The following is a 16,326-nucleotide window of genomic DNA, read 5'->3' on the forward strand; positions in this document are numbered from 1 at the left end:
CTCGATGAGGAGCACCGATGGACGCGACGCAGCACGACGCGGATGAGCGGTTCCGCGCCGAGATCCGCGGTTGGCTGGACGAGAACCTCGCCGGCCGCTTCGCCGACCTGCGCGGCCGCGGGGGATCCGGACGGGAGCACGAGGACTTCGAGGCGCGGCTGGAATGGAACCGCCACATGGCGTCCGCAGGCTGGACGTGCGTCGCCTGGCCCGTCGAGCACGGCGGGCGCGGACTCAGCATCGCGCAGCAGGTCATCTTCCACGAGGAGTACGCCAGGGCGGATGCGCCGGCGCGGGTGAACCACCTCGGCGAAGAACTGCTCGGACCGACCCTCATCGCTCACGGGACCGCCGAGCAGCAGGCCCGGTTCCTGCCCGGCATCGTCGCCGTCGAAGAGCTTTGGTGCCAGGGATACTCCGAGCCGGGTGCCGGTTCCGACCTCGCTGCGGTGTCCACCAAGGCGCAACGCGTGGGCGACGAATGGTCGATCACCGGGCAGAAGGTGTGGACCTCGCTCGCCCAGCACGCCGACTGGTGCTTCGTGATCGCACGCACCGAACCCGGCTCCACCCGCCATCAGGGGCTGTCGTACCTGCTGGTGCCGATGGATCAGCCCGGCGTCGAGGTGCGCCCGATCCTGCAGCTGACCGCCACCAGCGAGTTCAACGAGGTGTTCTTCGACGATGCCCGCACCGCCGCCGACCTCGTCGTGGGTGGTGAGGGCAACGGTTTCAAAGTCGCGATGGCGACGCTCGGCTTCGAGCGGGGCGTGTCGACCCTGGCCCAGCAGATCGCGTTCCGCCGCGAGCTGGATGCGGTGATCGACCTGGCCACGCGCACCGGTGCGATCGACGACGCCGTGCTCCGCGACCGGCTGGTCCGGGCGAGGATGGACCTCGAAGTGATCCGACAGCACGCCCTGCGCGCGCTCGGCGGCGAGCAGGGCGACGGTGCTTCGGTCACGAAGCTGCTGTGGTCCAACTGGCACCGCTCGCTCGGCGAGCTCGCGATGGAGATCGCCGGTCCCGCTTCCCTCCTCGTCGGTGCGGACTATGCGCTCGACGACCTCCAGACGCTTTTCCTGTTCAGCCGTTCCGACACGATCTACGGCGGCTCGGACGAGATCCAGCGCAACGTCATCGCTGAGCGTATGCTCGGCCTGCCCCGAGAGGCCCGCCCATGATCCCCACCGCACCCGAGTACGTTCCTGGCCACGGACTGCTGACCGGGAAGCGTGTCGTCATCACGGCCGCCGCCGGCGCCGGCATCGGCCAGGCCGCGGCGATCCGCTGCCTGGAGGAAGGGGCGGCGCTCGTCGTCCTCGGCGACACGCATGCCGGTCGCCTCGCCGAGACGCAGCAGGAGCTCGGTGATCGATTCGGGGCGGATCGGGTGCGCACGGCCGTGTGCGATGTGACCGTCGAGGAGCAGATCACGGCGTTCCTCGACCTCGCGGAAGACGGCGGCCCCATCGACGTCATGATCAACAACGCGGGGCTCGGCGGCTCGGTGCCGATCCTCGACATGACCGACGAGCAGTGGGACAAGGTGCTCGACGTGACGCTCACCGGTACCTTCCGGTGCATCCGCGCCGTGGGTCGGCGTATGGTCGCGGCAGGCACGGCTGGAGTCATCGTGAACAACGCCTCGGTCATCGGCTGGCGGGCGCAGGTCGAGCAGGCACACTACGCCGCCGCGAAGGCCGGGGTGATGGCGCTGACCCGCAGCGCTGCGATGGACCTCGCCCCGCACGGAATCCGCGTCAACGCGGTCTCGCCGAGTCTGGCGATGCATCCGTTCTTGGAGAAGGTCACCTCGCCCGAGCTGCTCGAAGAGCTCAAGGCCCGAGAAGCGTTCGGGCGGGCGGCGGAACCCTGGGAGGTCGCCAACGTCATGGTGTTCCTCGCGAGCGCATACTCCTCTTACATGACCGGCGAGGTCGTCGCCGTCAGCAGTCAGCACGCGTGAGTTCAGAGAGAAGGAAGAACATGGCAGAGGCATACATCGTCGACGCGGTCCGCTCGCCGGTCGGCAAGCGCGGCGGCTCGCTCTCGGGCATCCATCCGGCCGACCTCGGGGCGCACAGTCTGCGGGCGCTGGTCGAGCGCACCGGCATCGACCCCGGTGCGCTCGATGACGTCATCATCGGTGCGACCGACACGATCGGCGGTCAGTCCGGCAACGTCGGTCGTTCAGCCGTGCTGGTCGCAGGTTTTCCCGAGCATGTGCCGGGGGTCACGATCGATCGACAGTGCGGGTCGAGTCAGCAGGCGGTGCACTTCGCCGCGCAGGCCGTGATGAGCGGAGTGAACGACCTGGTCATCGCGGGCGGCCTGCAGAACATGTCTCAGCTGCCGATCTCCTCGGCCATGGTCGCGGGCGAGGCCTATGGCTTCACGACACCGTTCGCCGAGTCGCCGGGCTGGCAGGCCCGATACCCCGACCAGGAGATCTCTCAGTTCGTGGGTGCCGAGATGATCGCCGAGAAGTGGGACATCTCCCGGGAGGAGATGGAGCAGTTCGCCCTGGAGAGCCACCAGCGCGCCGCCGTGGCCCAGGACGAAGGGCGGTTCGTGAACGAGATCGCGCCGCTGAACGGCCTCGACCACGATGAGGGTGTGCGCCGCGACACCTCCCTCGAGCGCATGGCGGGGCTCCAGACGCTCACTCCGGGCGGGCGGTTGACGGCTGCGGTCGCGTCACAGATCAGTGACGCCTCCAGTGCGGTGCTCGTCGCGAGCGCGCAGGCGGTCAAGGACCATGGCCTCACGCCACGGGCGCGCATCCACCACATGTCGGTGCGTGGCGACAGCCCCGTCTTCATGCTCACGGCTCCGATCCCTGCGACGCACTACGCCATGGAGCGTTCCGGGATGTCGCTCGACGACATCGATCTGTTCGAGGTGAACGAGGCGTTCGCGTCCGTCGTGCTCGCCTGGTTGCAGGAGACCGGGGTGCCGCGCGAGAAGCTCAACGTCAACGGTGGCGGCATCGCGCTCGGGCACCCGATCGGCGCGACCGGCACCCGGCTCATGACCACCTTGCTGAACGAGCTGGAGCGTACCGGCGGACGCTACGGCATGCAGGTCATGTGCGAGGGCGGTGGCCTGGCGAACGCCACGATCATCGAGCGCCTCTGAACGACGCCGAGACCCCCAGTTCCCGCCGAGACCCCTCTCTGCCAATGCCGGCGGAGAGGGGTCTCGGCGCGTGAGAGGGGTCTCGGCGATCGAAGCCCGGGGGAGGCCTCAGTCGAGGAGACAGGACGCAGCGGTACGGAGGTGGGTGACGGCGTCGCGCACCACCCGATCGACGAGCTCCTCACAGCTGGGCAGGTCGTCGATCATGCCGACCACCTGGCCCGCCGCGAGCATCCCGGCTCGGGTATCGCCCTCGACGAGGCCGGCCTTGAGGAGCATCGGGGTGTTCGCGGCGAGTGTCATCTGCGCCCAGGAACGACCGGTCGCCTTCTTCATCGACACCGCGTCCTTGACCATCTGGGGCCAGCTCAGCCCCGACATCCTCTTGAACTCCAGGGAGCGTCGCAGCGTCGGGCCGAGTCGGCGCAGTCCGCCGCGGCCTTCGAGGTCCTCGACGAACTCGGTGCGCAGCAGCCGGTGTGGCATCCCGTCGGCCTTGGTGGTGACGACCGTGCCGTCGAGCCCGAAGCCGAGGTAGCGCTGCTTGATCGCCTCGGGCACCGCGCTGTCGCTCGTGAGCAAGAACCGCGTGCCCATTCCGACGCCGGCGGCTCCATAGGCGAGCGCGGCAGCGAGGCCCCGTCCGTCGTGGAAGCCACCGGCCGCGATCACCGGGATGTCGACCGCGGCGACCACGGAGGGCAGCAGGATCGACGTCGGCACCGCACCGGTGTGGCCGCCGCCCTCGCCGCCTTGCACCATCACCGCATCCGCGCCCCACGCGGCGACCTTCTCCGCATGGCGCACCGCGCCGATCGAGGGGATCACCACCACGCCGTTCTCCTTGAGCCGCTCGATGAGTTCGCGACGGGGTGCGAGGGCGAAGCTCGCCACCTTGACACCGTGACGGATGAGGAGTTTGACACGCTCCGCCGCGTCGCCGGCATCCGCCCGCAGGTTCACGCCGAACGGACGGTCGGTGCGTTCGGCGACCTCGATGATCTGCCGTTCGAGCTCGTCGTACGTCATGGTCGCCGAGGCGAGGATGCCGAGGGCGCCGGCCCGTGCGGTGGCGGAGACCAGTCGGGCGCCGGCGACCCAGCCCATGCCGGTCTGCACGATGGGATGATCGACGCCCGTGACTCGGGTGAGCGCTGTGGACAGCTGTGGGGGTGTGGTCATGATGCGGTCACCTCTCGGTCGCGGAGTCCGCGGGGGTCCAGTCGCTCGCGCACGAGGCGGAGCTCCTCGTCGGTCGGGAGCCGGGTCTCGGGGACGTCGGCGGGGATGTGCACGGGGAAGCCGGTGGCCGCCGTCACCTGATCGAGCGCGACACCCGGATGCAGGCTCACGAGCGCGACGGAGCCGGCGGGCCCGGTGAAGTCGAGCACCGCGAGGTCGGTGACGATCCGCCGCAGGTCCTGGAACCGGTCGGCACCGGCGGCTCGTGCGCGTGCGGGGCCGACGCCGGTGACGACGTCGACCCGTTCCACGAACACGCGGGGGCTGTGCCGGGCGATCCAGTAGCTGGTGGCGTGGTTCACCGTGTTCGTCGCCGCGGCCCGCGCGCCCAGCAGTTGCCGGTTCGGGTGGTCGCGGTCGCCGATGGCGGACAGGTTCTGGTCGCCCTGCCGGTCGATCTGTGCGGCGCCCATGACGACGTGGCGGCGGCCTCGGGCGATCAGCTCGAACAGACGTGCGTAGGGGAAGGGCGCCTCGGGTTCGCGGAACGGCTCGTCCACGGCGGGTGTGTCGGCGTACAGCGTCGCTTCGCCGTCGCTGAGGAGCAGGTCGGGTGCGTGGGTCAGGCGCGCCAACCGAGCGCCGATCGTGGGGACGATGCCGACGGTGCTGGCGAGGATCGTCCCGGCGCCGCGGAACAGGTCGCTGCAGGCCACCGCGGCGACCTCGGCGCGGGTGGCGGTCATGACGACGGCCTCGTGTGGAAGGCCGCGACCGAGGCGCGGTACGCATCGTCATCGACGTCGACGAACCGGGCACGGAAGTCGGCCCACGCGGCGGGGGAAGCGGCGGACTCCGCGTACGCACGCTGGAGATGCTCGTCCCTTGCGGTGTGCGGCGGGTGGGCGGTGAACCCCGAGCCTCCGGGTGACACGACGACCAGGGCGGTGAGCGTGCGGTCGCGGACCGAGGCCGTGGGCCCGGCGTCGACGACCAGTTCGGCCGTGTCGACCACGGCTTCCACGCTGACCACGGTCCGCGCCGCGGCCCCCGCGAGGAGGTCGTCGAAGTAGAGGTCGGGGCCGAGGCACACGGCCGTCCCCGACGCGTCCGCGCGGTCGAGGTGCAGCAGCGCGAGGTCGAGGGGTACGGCAGGCATCGCCACCAGCACCTCGGCGTCGGCGTATGGCGAGGTGACCGTGCGGATATCGGGATTGCGGGTCACGGCGTCCGAGCCCGCCCCGGAACGGGTGACCTCGAAGGGGAGCCTGCGGGAGGCGGCACGGAGTCCGGCGACCAGCATCCCCTCGTCGTACTCGACATTGCGCACCGCGCCGGACTGGCGCGCGGACGCGAAGTGCGGGTCGATCGGGATGCTGTCGAGCGACACGAAGCCGTGCACGATCTCGGCGGCCTGTCCGGTGGCGCAGAGGATGCCGACGTCGGGGCCGCCGAAGCTGACGATGCGCAGTCGGCGAGCGCCGGAGCGCACGATCTGTCGCACGAGGGCCATCGGTTTGCGACGGGAGCCCCATCCGCCGATCCCGATCGTCATGTCGTCGTGGATCAACGATGCGACCTCCGTGGGAGAGGAGGCCACGACGCTCATGTCGAGAGGTTCTCGCCGGTCGCGACGAAAGCGTCGCGATGCTGGTCCGCGACCCCGGCGAGATTGAGCTCGAAGGTGAACCCCTGCTCGAACCGGTAGCTGCGGTTGACGTCGATCGGGTCGATGCCGTTCAGCGCCTCCTTGGCCGCACGAATGACGCGCGGGTCCTTGGCGGCGATCTCCTGGGCGAGGGCGAGAGCGGTGGCGTCGAGCTCGTCGCGCGGCACGACGGCGGCGACGGAGCCGAACTCCTCCAGCCGTCGCGCCGTGACGGTGCGGCTCGTGTAATACATCGAGCGCAGCATGTGTTGCGGCACGAGTCGTGACAGATGAGTCGCTGCGCCGAGTGCGCCCCGGTCGACTTCGGGGACACCGAAGGTGGCGTCATCGGAGGCGACGATCACATCACTGTTGCCGACGAGCCCGACACCGCCGCCCAGGCAGAAGCCGTTGACCGCCGAGATCACGGGCACCGCGCACTCATAGATCGCCTTGAAGGCCTCGTAGCAACCGCGGTTCGCGCCGAGGATGCCGGAGAAGCCTTCGATGCGTTGCATCTCCTTGATGTCGACGCCGGCGTTGAAGCCCCGCCCTTCCGCCCGCAGGATCACGACGCGTGTCTCGGCATCGGCTGTGGCTTCGCGCATCGCCGCGGCGACATCGAACCACCCGGCCACGGGCAGCGCGTTCACCGGCGGATAGTCCATCGTGACGGTGCGGACACCGTCAGGATGCAGGGTGGAAGTGATCGTCATCGGACACCTAACCTAACGTTTGCTCAAGTCACCCTAGCACTTGCTTGGTTTGCAGGGTGACTCCTTGTGGCATTTGCCCTAGCAATTGCTTGGTTGGTAGCATCGGGTGCATCCACCGCTCTCAGAGCGGTCCGCAGCAGCCACAGCCTCAAAGGAGAGTCGACTCATGGCAGGAATCCTCGAAGGCCGCGTCGCCATCGTCACCGGGGCGGGGCGCGGCCTCGGCCGCGAGCACGCTCTCGAACTCGCTCGGCAGGGTGCCGCGGTCGTGGTCAACGACCTCGGCACGACGTTGGACGGTGCCGGAGTCTCGGTCGGTCCTGCGCAGGAGGTCGTGGAGATCATCCGTGCTGCGGGCGGCGACGCCGTGGCCAACGGCGCCGACATCGCGGACTTCGGCCAAGCCGCAGAGCTCGTCGAGCAAGCCGTGTCCACCTTCGGCCGTCTCGACATCCTCGTCAACAACGCCGGATTCGTGCGTGACCGGATGCTCGTCAATGCCGGCGAAGACGAATGGGATGCGGTCATCCGCGTGCATCTGAAGGGTCATTTCGCCCCGCTTCGCCACGCAAGCGCATACTGGCGTGCGGAATCCAAGGCAGGACGGCAGCCCCTCGCGCGTGTCATCAACACCTCCTCGGGAGCCGGCCTTCAAGGCAGCATCGGGCAGGCGGCGTACTCGGCTGCCAAGGGCGGCATCGCTTCTCTCACCCTCGTCGCCGCGGCTGAACTCGGACGCTACGGCGTCGCCGTCAACGCGATCGCCCCCTCCGCGCGCACGCGGATGACCGAGGGGCCCTTCGCCGACGCGATGGCCGCACCGGATGGCGGCTTCGACCGGATGGATCCTGCGAACGTCTCGCCGGTGGTGGCGTGGCTCGCGAGTGCCGACTGCACGATCAGTGGCCGTGTGATCGAAGTCGAGGGCGGCCGTATCTGCCTCGAAGAGGGGTGGCGACACGGCGCAGTCCGCGAACTCGATCGACGCTGGTCGGCGGCGGAGGTCGGCGATGCCGTCCGGGCGCTCGTCACCGAAGGCACCGCACCCGAGGCGGTGTACGGCGCATGAGCGCGGCGGACTGGGCAGGGCGCGACCTCGGCGAGCGGACCATCGGGTACGACGAGAAGGACGTCATCCTCTATGCGCTCGCCGTCGGCGCGCAGGCCACCGACCTCGACCTCGTCTTCGAAGACCGGCTGCGGGTGCTGCCGACGTTCGGCCTCACGCTTGCGCAATGGGCACCCGATGTCCTCGCCGGCGCCGGCGCGTTCGACGACCGGGCCGTGCACGGTTCGCAGACGCTCGAGGTGCGTCGGCCACTGCCCCGCACCGGTGCGCTGCGACTTTCGGGCCGGGTCGGCGAAGTCTGGGACAAGGGCTCGGCGGCGATCTTCGACGTGATCGTCGAGTGCGAGGAATTCACCGCCACGTGGTCGCTGTTCGCCCCCGGTCTCGGCGGCTTCGGCGGAGAGCGCGGTGCGTCGCGGACTGCGCCCGTGACACGTCCTGCGGGCATCGGCGCCGTGGTCCGGACCTTCCCGACGCAGGCAGCCCTGTACCGCCTGACCGGTGACCGGCACCATATCCACATCGATCCGGAGGCGTCGGCTCGCATCGGGCAGCCGAGGCCGATCCTGCAGGGGCTGTGCACCCTCGCCTCGACCACCTTGGTGCTCGCCACGGAGCAGGGGGCGCATCCGGCTGACCTGACCGCGCTGCAGGGCCGTTTCAGCGGGCCGGTGCTCCCCGGCGACACGCTCGAGGTCGAATCATGGCCCGACGGCGATTTCGAACTCCGACGCGATGGCGTACCCGTGATCTCCGACGGCCGGGCGGTGTTCGCATGAGCCGGGTGCTGGTGGTCGGAGCGACCGGGATGATCGGCAGCCATGTCGCCGCCGACCTCGCCGCCCGAGGCGACGACGTCACAGTGATGGCGCGTCGGGATCCATCGGACCGAGATCCGCGCGCGGTGCGGGGCATGCCGCGGCTCCAGGGGGACTACACGGATCCCGGGACGTCGCCGCGGATGCTGGAGAGCTTCGACGCGATCGTGTTCGCGGCCGGCAACGACATCCGTCATGTTCCCGCTGAACAAGAGGACGATGCGTTCTGGGCGCGCACGCAGAGTGTCGGTGTGCCGCAGTTCGCCGCGCAGGCCAAGGCTGCGGGTGTCGGACGCTTCGTGCAGGTCGGCAGCTACTATCACCATCTGCATCCGGAATGGACGGCACGCATCCCGTATGTCGCCGCACGCCGGGATGCGGATGAGCGCACGCGGGCGTTGAGTGGTGCCGGCTTCGCGGCGATGACACTGAACCCGCCGTCGATCGTGGGCGCCGATGAGCGCGGGATGCGTCGCTTCGCACGCATGATCGCGTGGACGCGCGGGGAACTCGCCGATCCAGAACTGTTCGCTCCTCCGGGTGGCACGAACTACATGTCGGTGCGCTCGCTCTCACAGGCCGTGCAGGGCGCGCTCGATGGGGGAGAGGCGGGTCGCGCCTATCTGATCGGGGATCGCAATCTCACCTACCGCGAGTATTTCCAGCTGCTCGCGGACGCCGCAGGCAGCGGGAGCGTGATCGAGGAGCGAGACCAGGAGCATCCGTTCCTCCCCGATCGGTTCATCGTCCAGGGGCGTGGTGCGGTGATCTCCTACGACACCGACCCCGCGGAGACGGCGCTGCTCGGCTACGCCCAGGACGACGTCGAACGGTCACTCGTCGAGATCGTCACCGCGGTGGACGATCTGCGGTGAGACGCTCCCACAGCGATGCGGTCGCGCTCCGCGTCTCTTCGAGGGTGCCGTCCGTGCGCAGGACGACGTCGGCGATCGCGATCCGATCGACTTCCTCACCCTGAGCGCGGATGCGGCGCTCCGCTTCGGCGCGGGCGTATCCGCGTCCGTCCTGCAGGCGCCGGAGCCGAATGTCCTCCGCTGCCTCGACCGTCACGATCAGGCCGTAGGTCCACGGCAGCGGCGCCGTCGTGCGACTCAGCAACGGGATCTCGTGGACGACGACACCAGGTGTCCGCCGGGCGCGTTCGATCCTCGCCCCGACTTCGGAGAGGATCGCCGGGCGCAGCAGTGCGTTGTACTGACGGAGGAGGTCGGCGTCGCCGAAGACTCGTGCGCTCACCACGGCGCGGTCGAGGGTGCCGTCCGCGGCGAGCACGTCGGTGTCGAGCAGTTCGGCGATCGAACGCACGAGCGCAGCCCCGCCGGGCGTCCGAGGATCGACGACGTCACGTGCTGCCGCATCGCCGTCGACGATGCGCGCACCGAGGGCCGTCAGTTCACGAGCGACGGTGCTCTTGCCCGCGGCGATGCCACCGGTGAGTCCGACGAGGATCGAAGTGTGGTGCATGCGGGATGAAGAACGTGCCTGCGAGGGATGTGCGAGGTGCGAAATCGATCCCGCACGGGCGCGCCGCGTCAGGGTCGGACGAAGCGGACCTCCGTCAGCGTCTCACCGAGGAACGGCTCGGTGTGCGATGCGCCGTCGAGGTGGAAGCCGTTGCGCGTGTAGAAGCGGTGCGCACGGGGGTTGTCCTCCGCGACCCACAGGTACAGCGGCTCGTCCTTCTCGACGGCGACGTCGAACAGTTTCTGGCCGATGCCGGTCGAGTGCCAGGCGTCGAGCAGGTAGATGAAGTAGAGCTCGCGGAACGCCGGAGCATCCTTGTCGCGGGCCGGTCCCGAACCGACGAAGCCGACGATCTCGCCGTCGACGAGCGCGGCGTTCATCTTGAAATCGGGGCCTTGCGAGGCCCAGTGCGTCCAGAGCTCGGCCATCCGCCGCGGCGAGACCTTCTCGAGCGCTGCCTTGCTGATCAGGTGGTCGTAGGTCTCGTGCCAGCACTGGGCGTGCACGCGACCGAGGGCTTCCGCATCCACATCACGGACCGGACGGACGATGACTTCAGGCTGGGCTTCGGCGCTCATGTTCGTGACTCTACGCGCGGCGTCCGCGAACAGGAAATCGAGCGGAGGCCTACGGAGACGGGGCGTCACAGGATGGAGGGTTCGCACAACGATGTTCGTGATTCGTGCGCGTCTGGCTACGATCGATCCTCGTGAACGTGATCTGGCGGACCCTCCTGGTGATCCTCGGCGCTCGCCGCCGCGTGCGACGGGGGAAGACCCTCGACCCGACGGCGGTGGGCAGCATCACCCTGACGACGCTGCCGACCGACCTCGACATCCTGCGCCATATGAACAACGGTCGTTACCTGTCGCTGTTCGACCTCGGGCGCTGGGACCAGCTGATCCGCACCGGACTGTTCGACGCCATGAAGGACCGCGGCTGGTATGCGGTCGTCTCCAGTGAGACGGTCACGTTCCGCAAGTCGCTGCAGCTCTGGCAGCGGTTCGAGGTGCAGTCGCGCTTCATCGGGCACGACGACAAGGCCCTCTTCCTGGAGCACCGGGCCGTGGTCGACGGCGAGGTCTACGCCCGGGCGATCGTGCGTGCCCGGATGCTGCGTCGCACCGGGGGCACCGTCAGCAACGAAGAGCTCTTCGCTGCGGTCGGCAAGCCCGACGGCGTGCCGGAGATCGACGCCTGGGTGCACGACTGGGCCGCGGCATCCGCCCTCCCGCCCGTGCGCGTGAAGGCTCCGAGCGTCTGGGGCTGAGCCGCTCTCGCCGCGATCTCCTCCTCTGCTTTCCGTAAGAATCTCGCTTCTTTCCCCGTCACAGAGCCGAAAGAGGGCTGTTCCCGACGGCCCTCTCAGTACTCTGAGCGGGAAGTCAGGGGCGCGGACGCCCCGGTGATCCCGTCGACGCAGACGGGTGGAGGAGGAAGCAGTGGCAGTCATCGGCATCGTGCGGGAGCCTGCGGGCGAAGCACGGGTCTCGGCCACCCCGGCGACCATCGCGTCGCTCGGCAGGCTGGGACACACGGTCAGGGTCGAACGAGGAGCAGGAGCGGCGGCGTCGTTCCCCGATGCGGACTATGAAGCCGCCGGTGCCGTGCTCGTGGACAGGGCGGAGGCGTGGGGGAGCGAGATCGTGCTCGCGATCACGGCGCCCGGACCGGAGGAGATCGCCCTCCTCGCCGACGGGGCGACCCTCATCGCCCTGCTGTCGCCGGCACTGCGTCCCGACCTGGTCGAGTCTCTCGCCCAGCGCAGGATCACCGCGGTCGCCCTCGACGCGGTGCCCCGCATCTCGCGGGCGCAGTCCATGGACGTGCTCAGCTCGATGGCGAACATCGCCGGATACCGGGCGGTCGTCGAAGCCGCCCACGAGTTCGGCCGCTTCTTCACGGGCCAGGTGACCGCCGCCGGCAAGGTGCCTCCGGCGAAGGTGCTCGTCGCGGGAGCCGGAGTCGCGGGGCTCGCGGCCATCGGTGCGGCGTCGAGCCTCGGAGCCGTCGTCCGCGCCACCGATCCGCGCCCCGAAGTCGCCGACCAGGTGACCTCGATCGGGGGAACGTACCTCCCGGTCGACGTCGAGGTCGCCGCGTCCACCGACGGCTATGCGAAGGCGACGAGCGCGGACTACGACCGACGGGCCGCCGAGATCTACACCGAGCAGGCGGCCGACGTCGACATCATCATCACGACCGCCCTCATCCCCGGGCGTGCGGCACCGCGCCTGATCACGGCGTCCGATGTCGCCCGGATGAAGCCCGGCAGCGTGATCGTCGACATGGCCGCGGGGCAGGGCGGCAACGTCGAAGGGTCCGTCGCGGGCGAACGCATCGTCACCGACAACGGCGTGATCATCCTGGGGTACACCGACCTGGCGTCGCGCCTGGCGTCCCAGGCATCCCAGCTCTACGGCACGAACCTGGCGAACCTGGTCGCCCTGCTGACGCCCGCGAAGGACGGACGGCTCGTGATCGACTTCGGCGACGTGGTGCAGCGTTCGGTCACCGTCGTCCGCGACGGGGAGGTCACCTGGCCTCCGCCCGCCGTGCAGGTCGCCGCCGCGCCCGCTGCGAGAGCGGCCGCGGATCCCGTCGAGGTCGCCCCGCCGAAGAAGATGTCGACGGCGCGCCGGGTGACCCTGATCGTGCTGGGCATCGCCGCCCTCTTCGCCGTGAACGCGTTCGCACCCGCGCCGCTTCCGCAGCACTTCACCGTGCTCGTGCTCTCGGTCGTGATCGGCTTCTCCGTGATCGGCAAGGTGCACCACGCGCTGCACACCCCGCTCATGTCGGTGACGAACGCGATCTCCGGCGTCATCGTCGTCGGCGCGATGCTGCAGGTCACCTCACCGATCCCGGTCGTGCAGGTGCTCGCGACGATCGCCGTGCTGCTGGCATCCATCAACATCTTCGGAGGATTCGCGGTCACCCGCCGGATGCTCGCGATGTTCACCCTCGGGAACTCCGCGAAGGGTGGCCGGAAGTGACCATCGACGCGTTCGTCGGAGCGGCGTACATCGTCGCCGCCCTGCTGTTCATCCTGAGTCTCGCCAGCCTCAGCCGCCACGAGTCGGCACGCGCGGGGGTGGTGTACGGCATCGCCGGCATGACCATCGCGCTCGTCGCGACCGTCGCCCTCACCGTCGCCGACGCCTGGAGCACCGGTGCGGTTCTCGGTCTCGGCCTGCTGGTGGCCGCCGTGCTGGTCGGCGCAGCCATCGGGCTCTGGCGGGCCAGGGTCGTCGAGATGACGGGGATGCCCGAGCTCATCGCGCTCCTGCACAGCTTCGTCGGTCTGGCAGCCGTGCTCGTCGGCTGGAACGGCTACCTCGCGCACCCGGAGCTCGCCCCCGCGCTCGTCGGCATCCACAACGCCGAGGTCTTCATCGGGATCTTCATCGGCGGTGTCACCTTCACCGGATCGATCGTCGCCTACCTCAAGCTGTCGGCCAGGATGTCGTCCGCGCCGCTCATGCTCCCCGGCAAGAACGGCCTGAACGTCGGCGCGCTCGTCGCCTTCGCCGCGCTCACCGTGTGGTTCGTGAACGACCAGCAGCTCTGGCTCCTGATCGCGGTCACCGTGCTCGCGTTCGCCCTCGGCTGGCATCTGGTCGCTTCGATCGGCGGTGGCGACATGCCGGTCGTCGTCTCGATGCTCAACAGCTACTCGGGCTGGGCGGCCGCCGCGGCGGGTTTCCTCCTCAACAACGACCTGCTGATCGTCACGGGTGCGCTGGTCGGCTCGTCGGGTGCCTACCTGTCGTACGTGATGTGCAAGGCCATGAACCGCTCGTTCCTCTCCGTCATCGCGGGCGGTTTCGGGATCGCCGCACCGTCCGCGGACGACACCGAGTACGGCGAGCACCGCGAGATCACCGCCGAGGGGGCGGCCGAGATGCTCGTCGCCGCGGGCAGCGTCGTGATCACGCCCGGCTACGGCATGGCCGTCGCTCAGGCGCAGTACCCGGTGGCCGATCTGGTCCACCGGCTCCGCGAACGCGGGGTGGACGTGCGGTTCGGCATCCACCCGGTGGCCGGGCGCCTTCCCGGTCACATGAACGTGCTGCTGGCCGAGGCCAAGGTCCCGTACGACATCGTTCTCAGCATGGACGAGATCAACGACGACCTCGCATCGACCTCGGTGGTGCTGGTGATCGGGGCGAACGACACCGTGAACCCGGCTGCGGCCGAGGACCCGGGCAGCCCCATCGCCGGGATGCCGGTGCTCAAGGTGTGGGAGGCCGAGAACGTCATCGTGTTCAAGCGCTCGATGGCCGCCGGCTACGCGGGGGTGCAGAATCCGCTGTTCTTCCGCGACAACGCCTCGATGCTGTTCGGTGATGCCAAGCAGCGGGTGGAGGACATCATCGCTGCGCTGTGACCTCGGTTTCGAATCGCGCGATCGACGCCATCCGAGAGGGAAAAGCGACCGATTGCGCGATTCGAACGGCCGAGGGATCCTGCTCCCGACCTAGGCTGAAATCCATGGCCGACACCCCGCCGGATGCCGTGGCATCCGCACCCCTCGCAGACCGCACCGTCGAGCTCGCTCGGCGGTGGGCGATCGAGGCCGCGGCCGTCGAACCCGACCCCGCGGCCGCCCGGCTCGCGGGGGTGCTGCAGGACGCGAACGGCCTCCCGTTCACGCTCGGCTTCGTCGACGGCGTGATGCGCCCCGAAAGCCTGACCGCTGCCGCCTCGCAGTTGCGCCGGATCGCTCCGATCGTGCCCGAGTTCCTCCCGTGGTACCTGCGTTCCGTGGTGCGCCTCGGCGGAGGAGTGGCCCCCCTCCTCCCCGCACCCGTCGTGCCGATCGCCCGCAGGGTGCTGCGCGACATGGTCGGGCACCTCGTCGTCGACGCCCGCCCCGCGAAGCTCGGCGCCGCCATCGAGCGGATCGCCGCGGACGGTTCCCGGCTCAACCTCAACCTGCTCGGCGAGGCGGTCCTGGGCGAAGCGGAGGCGCGGCGTCGCCTCGACGGCATCCACGAGCTCATCCAGCGACCGGACGTCGATTATGTCTCGGTCAAGGTGTCCGCCATCGTCAGCCACCTGTCGATGTGGGCGTTCGACGAGGTCGTCGACGAGGTCGTCGAACGGCTTCTGCCGCTGTACCTCACGGCCGCGGGGGACGGCACGTTCATCAACCTCGACATGGAGGAGTACCGCGACCTCGATCTGACCATCGCGGTGTTCACGCGCCTCCTGGAAGATCCGCGTCTGGCCGGACTCGAAGCCGGGATCGTCTTGCAGGCCTACCTCCCCGATGCGCTGCCCGCCCTGCAAGAGCTCACCGCTTGGGCGCAGGATCGCGTCGCGCACGGCGGGGCCCGCATCAAGGTGCGGCTGGTCAAGGGTGCGAACCTCGCGATGGAGCGGGTCGAGGCGCGGATGCACGGGTGGGAACCCGCGACCTACGACACGAAGCTCGACACCGATGCGAACCACCTGCGCTGCCTGGACTGGGCACTGCGACCCGAGCACACGGCGGCGGTGAAGATCGGTGTCGCCGGACACAACCTCTTCGGCATCGCCTACGCCTGGCTCCTCGCCGGTGAGCGCGGTGTCCGGGACGCCGTCGAGTTCGAGATGCTCCTCGGGATGGCGCAGGGGCAGGTGCAGGCCGTTTCCCGCGAAGTCGGTCCGGTGCTGCTCTACGTGCCCGTGGTGGAGCCCGCCGAGTTCGACGTCGCGATCAGCTACCTGGTGCGGAGGCTGGAGGAGAACGCCTCTGCGGAGAACTTCCTCTCCGCGGCGCTCCGGCTCGGCGAGGACGAGTCCCTGTTCGTGCGCGAGCAGGACCGGTTCCTCGATGCACTCGATCGCGCCGCCGATCCGACTCTCCGCACCGGACCGCGTCGCACCCAGGACCGGCACGCCCCCGTGCACGAGTCCGTGCGGCCCGTCCCGTCGGCTCCCGCCCCGGAGACCGACCTCACCAAGGCGGTGCTCGGCATCTCCCGCGGATCCGACGACGGCGGACGGGAGGCCTTCCTCGAGACGGCCGTGTACTCCGCCCGCGAACTGGAGCACGACGCGGGCGGCGCTCCGGGGTTCGTCAACACGGCTGACACCGACCCTGCCCTCCCCGCGAACCGCGACTGGGCGCGCGAGGTGCGCGAGCGCATCCCCGGGTCCGATCTCGGCGCCGCGACGGTCGCTGCCGGGCGGGTCGACGATGCCGCGGCGTTGGACCGGATCGTGCAGGGCGTCCGCCGCGCCGCTCCCGCCTGGGGCGGACGACCCGCTGCGGAGCGG

Annotated in this window: 16 protein-coding genes; 10 read left to right on the forward strand and 6 right to left on the reverse strand. The window is 69.5% G+C overall.

Annotated features, from left to right (window positions below):
- The first annotated feature begins 17 nt into the window (after positions 1-17).
- From L978_RS12670 to L978_RS12680, 3 genes are read left to right on the forward strand one after another with little or no spacing between them, the layout of a single operon-like run.
- Positions 18-1,184: an acyl-CoA dehydrogenase family protein gene (locus L978_RS12670; RefSeq protein ID WP_047523518.1), complete on the forward strand. Its 1,167-nt coding sequence runs from the start codon at positions 18-20 to the stop codon at positions 1,182-1,184.
- Positions 1,181-1,969, forward strand: coding sequence for an SDR family oxidoreductase (locus L978_RS12675; protein ID WP_047523520.1), 789 nt, complete (start codon positions 1,181-1,183; stop codon positions 1,967-1,969). Before L978_RS12670 ends, L978_RS12675 begins: the two co-directional genes overlap by 4 nt.
- A gap of 20 nt (positions 1,970-1,989) precedes the next feature.
- On the forward strand, positions 1,990-3,141 hold the full coding sequence (locus L978_RS12680) for an acetyl-CoA C-acetyltransferase (protein WP_047523522.1): 1,152 nt from the start codon (positions 1,990-1,992) through the stop codon (positions 3,139-3,141).
- A gap of 108 nt (positions 3,142-3,249) precedes the next feature.
- Here L978_RS12680 and L978_RS12685 read toward each other — a convergent pair whose 3' ends face one another.
- From L978_RS12685 to L978_RS12700, 4 genes are read right to left on the reverse strand one after another with little or no spacing between them, the layout of a single operon-like run.
- Entirely contained in the window at positions 3,250-4,323 is a 1,074-nt protein-coding gene (locus L978_RS12685; RefSeq protein WP_047523524.1) for an NAD(P)H-dependent flavin oxidoreductase, read from the reverse strand.
- A complete protein-coding gene (locus L978_RS12690) occupies positions 4,320-5,069 on the reverse strand; it encodes a CoA-transferase subunit beta (RefSeq protein ID WP_047523526.1) in 750 nt (249 codons plus the stop codon). The genes L978_RS12685 and L978_RS12690 overlap by 4 nt, the downstream gene beginning before the upstream one ends.
- The gene (locus tag L978_RS12695; protein ID WP_047523532.1) at positions 5,066-5,932 is read right to left on the reverse strand and encodes a CoA transferase subunit A; all 867 of its coding nucleotides are present in this window, start codon (positions 5,930-5,932) and stop codon (positions 5,066-5,068) included. The genes L978_RS12690 and L978_RS12695 overlap by 4 nt, the downstream gene beginning before the upstream one ends.
- Positions 5,929-6,687 (reverse strand): enoyl-CoA hydratase family protein, encoded by a 759-nt coding sequence (locus tag L978_RS12700; protein ID WP_047523536.1) that lies wholly within the window; start codon positions 6,685-6,687, stop codon positions 5,929-5,931. The genes L978_RS12695 and L978_RS12700 overlap by 4 nt, the downstream gene beginning before the upstream one ends.
- Positions 6,688-6,853: 166 nt before the next feature.
- On the opposite strand from L978_RS12700, the gene L978_RS12705 reads away from it, so the two are divergent.
- The 3 genes from L978_RS12705 to L978_RS12715 are packed head-to-tail and all read left to right on the forward strand — an operon-like array spanning position 6,854 to position 9,449.
- Positions 6,854-7,756: an SDR family oxidoreductase gene (locus L978_RS12705; protein ID WP_047523538.1), complete on the forward strand. Its 903-nt coding sequence runs from the start codon at positions 6,854-6,856 to the stop codon at positions 7,754-7,756.
- Positions 7,753-8,535 (forward strand): MaoC/PaaZ C-terminal domain-containing protein, encoded by a 783-nt coding sequence (locus L978_RS12710; protein WP_047523540.1) that lies wholly within the window; start codon positions 7,753-7,755, stop codon positions 8,533-8,535. The genes L978_RS12705 and L978_RS12710 overlap by 4 nt, the downstream gene beginning before the upstream one ends.
- Positions 8,532-9,449 carry an NAD-dependent epimerase/dehydratase family protein gene (locus L978_RS12715; RefSeq protein WP_047523548.1) on the forward strand — a complete coding sequence of 306 codons (918 nt, stop codon included), beginning with the start codon at positions 8,532-8,534 and terminating at the stop codon, positions 9,447-9,449. Before L978_RS12710 ends, L978_RS12715 begins: the two co-directional genes overlap by 4 nt.
- Here the strand turns inward: L978_RS12715 and coaE are convergent.
- Entirely contained in the window at positions 9,424-10,059 is a 636-nt protein-coding gene (coaE, locus tag L978_RS12720; RefSeq protein ID WP_047523549.1) for a dephospho-CoA kinase, read from the reverse strand. The two genes, L978_RS12715 and coaE, sit on opposite strands and share 26 nt — an antisense overlap.
- A 68-nt stretch (positions 10,060-10,127) precedes the next feature.
- Complete coding sequence (locus L978_RS12725; RefSeq protein ID WP_047523550.1) at positions 10,128-10,637, reverse strand: GNAT family N-acetyltransferase; 510 nt, start codon at positions 10,635-10,637, stop codon at positions 10,128-10,130.
- 131 nt (positions 10,638-10,768) lie between these two features.
- On the opposite strand from L978_RS12725, the gene L978_RS12730 reads away from it, so the two are divergent.
- The 4 genes from L978_RS12730 to L978_RS12745 all read left to right on the forward strand — a co-directional run.
- A complete protein-coding gene (locus tag L978_RS12730; RefSeq protein WP_047523568.1) occupies positions 10,769-11,329 on the forward strand; it encodes an acyl-CoA thioesterase in 561 nt (186 codons plus the stop codon).
- Positions 11,330-11,501: 172 nt separating this feature from the next.
- A complete protein-coding gene (locus L978_RS12735; protein WP_047523551.1) occupies positions 11,502-13,055 on the forward strand; it encodes a Re/Si-specific NAD(P)(+) transhydrogenase subunit alpha in 1,554 nt (517 codons plus the stop codon).
- Complete coding sequence (gene pntB / locus L978_RS12740; protein WP_047523558.1) at positions 13,052-14,449, forward strand: Re/Si-specific NAD(P)(+) transhydrogenase subunit beta; 1,398 nt, start codon at positions 13,052-13,054, stop codon at positions 14,447-14,449. The genes L978_RS12735 and pntB overlap by 4 nt, the downstream gene beginning before the upstream one ends.
- 104 nt (positions 14,450-14,553) lie before the next feature.
- Positions 14,554-16,326, forward strand: a 1,773-nt coding sequence (locus L978_RS12745; RefSeq protein ID WP_047523562.1) for a proline dehydrogenase family protein, incomplete at its 3' end; no start/stop codon positions are given.

The sequence above is a fragment of the Microbacterium sp. ZOR0019 genome (assembly GCF_000800925.1).
Lineage (GTDB): Bacteria > Actinomycetota > Actinomycetes > Actinomycetales > Microbacteriaceae > Microbacterium > Microbacterium aurugineum.

Coding starts and splice junctions, on each gene's coding strand:
- L978_RS12690 (WP_047523526.1), bottom strand. CDS start 5,069: ATGACCGCCACCCGCGCCGAGGTCGCCGCGGTGGCCTGCAGCGACCTG.
- L978_RS12685 (WP_047523524.1), bottom strand. CDS start 4,323: ATGACCACACCCCCACAGCTGTCCACAGCGCTCACCCGAGTCACGGGC.
- L978_RS12715 (WP_047523548.1), top strand. CDS start 8,532: ATGAGCCGGGTGCTGGTGGTCGGAGCGACCGGGATGATCGGCAGCCAT.
- L978_RS12680 (WP_047523522.1), top strand. CDS start 1,990: ATGGCAGAGGCATACATCGTCGACGCGGTCCGCTCGCCGGTCGGCAAG.
- L978_RS12670 (WP_047523518.1), top strand. CDS start 18: ATGGACGCGACGCAGCACGACGCGGATGAGCGGTTCCGCGCCGAGATC.
- L978_RS12675 (WP_047523520.1), top strand. CDS start 1,181: ATGATCCCCACCGCACCCGAGTACGTTCCTGGCCACGGACTGCTGACC.
- L978_RS12725 (WP_047523550.1), bottom strand. CDS start 10,637: ATGAGCGCCGAAGCCCAGCCTGAAGTCATCGTCCGTCCGGTCCGTGAT.
- L978_RS12705 (WP_047523538.1), top strand. CDS start 6,854: ATGGCAGGAATCCTCGAAGGCCGCGTCGCCATCGTCACCGGGGCGGGG.
- L978_RS12695 (WP_047523532.1), bottom strand. CDS start 5,932: ATGAGCGTCGTGGCCTCCTCTCCCACGGAGGTCGCATCGTTGATCCAC.
- L978_RS12700 (WP_047523536.1), bottom strand. CDS start 6,687: ATGACGATCACTTCCACCCTGCATCCTGACGGTGTCCGCACCGTCACG.
- coaE (WP_047523549.1), bottom strand. CDS start 10,059: ATGCACCACACTTCGATCCTCGTCGGACTCACCGGTGGCATCGCCGCG.
- L978_RS12710 (WP_047523540.1), top strand. CDS start 7,753: ATGAGCGCGGCGGACTGGGCAGGGCGCGACCTCGGCGAGCGGACCATC.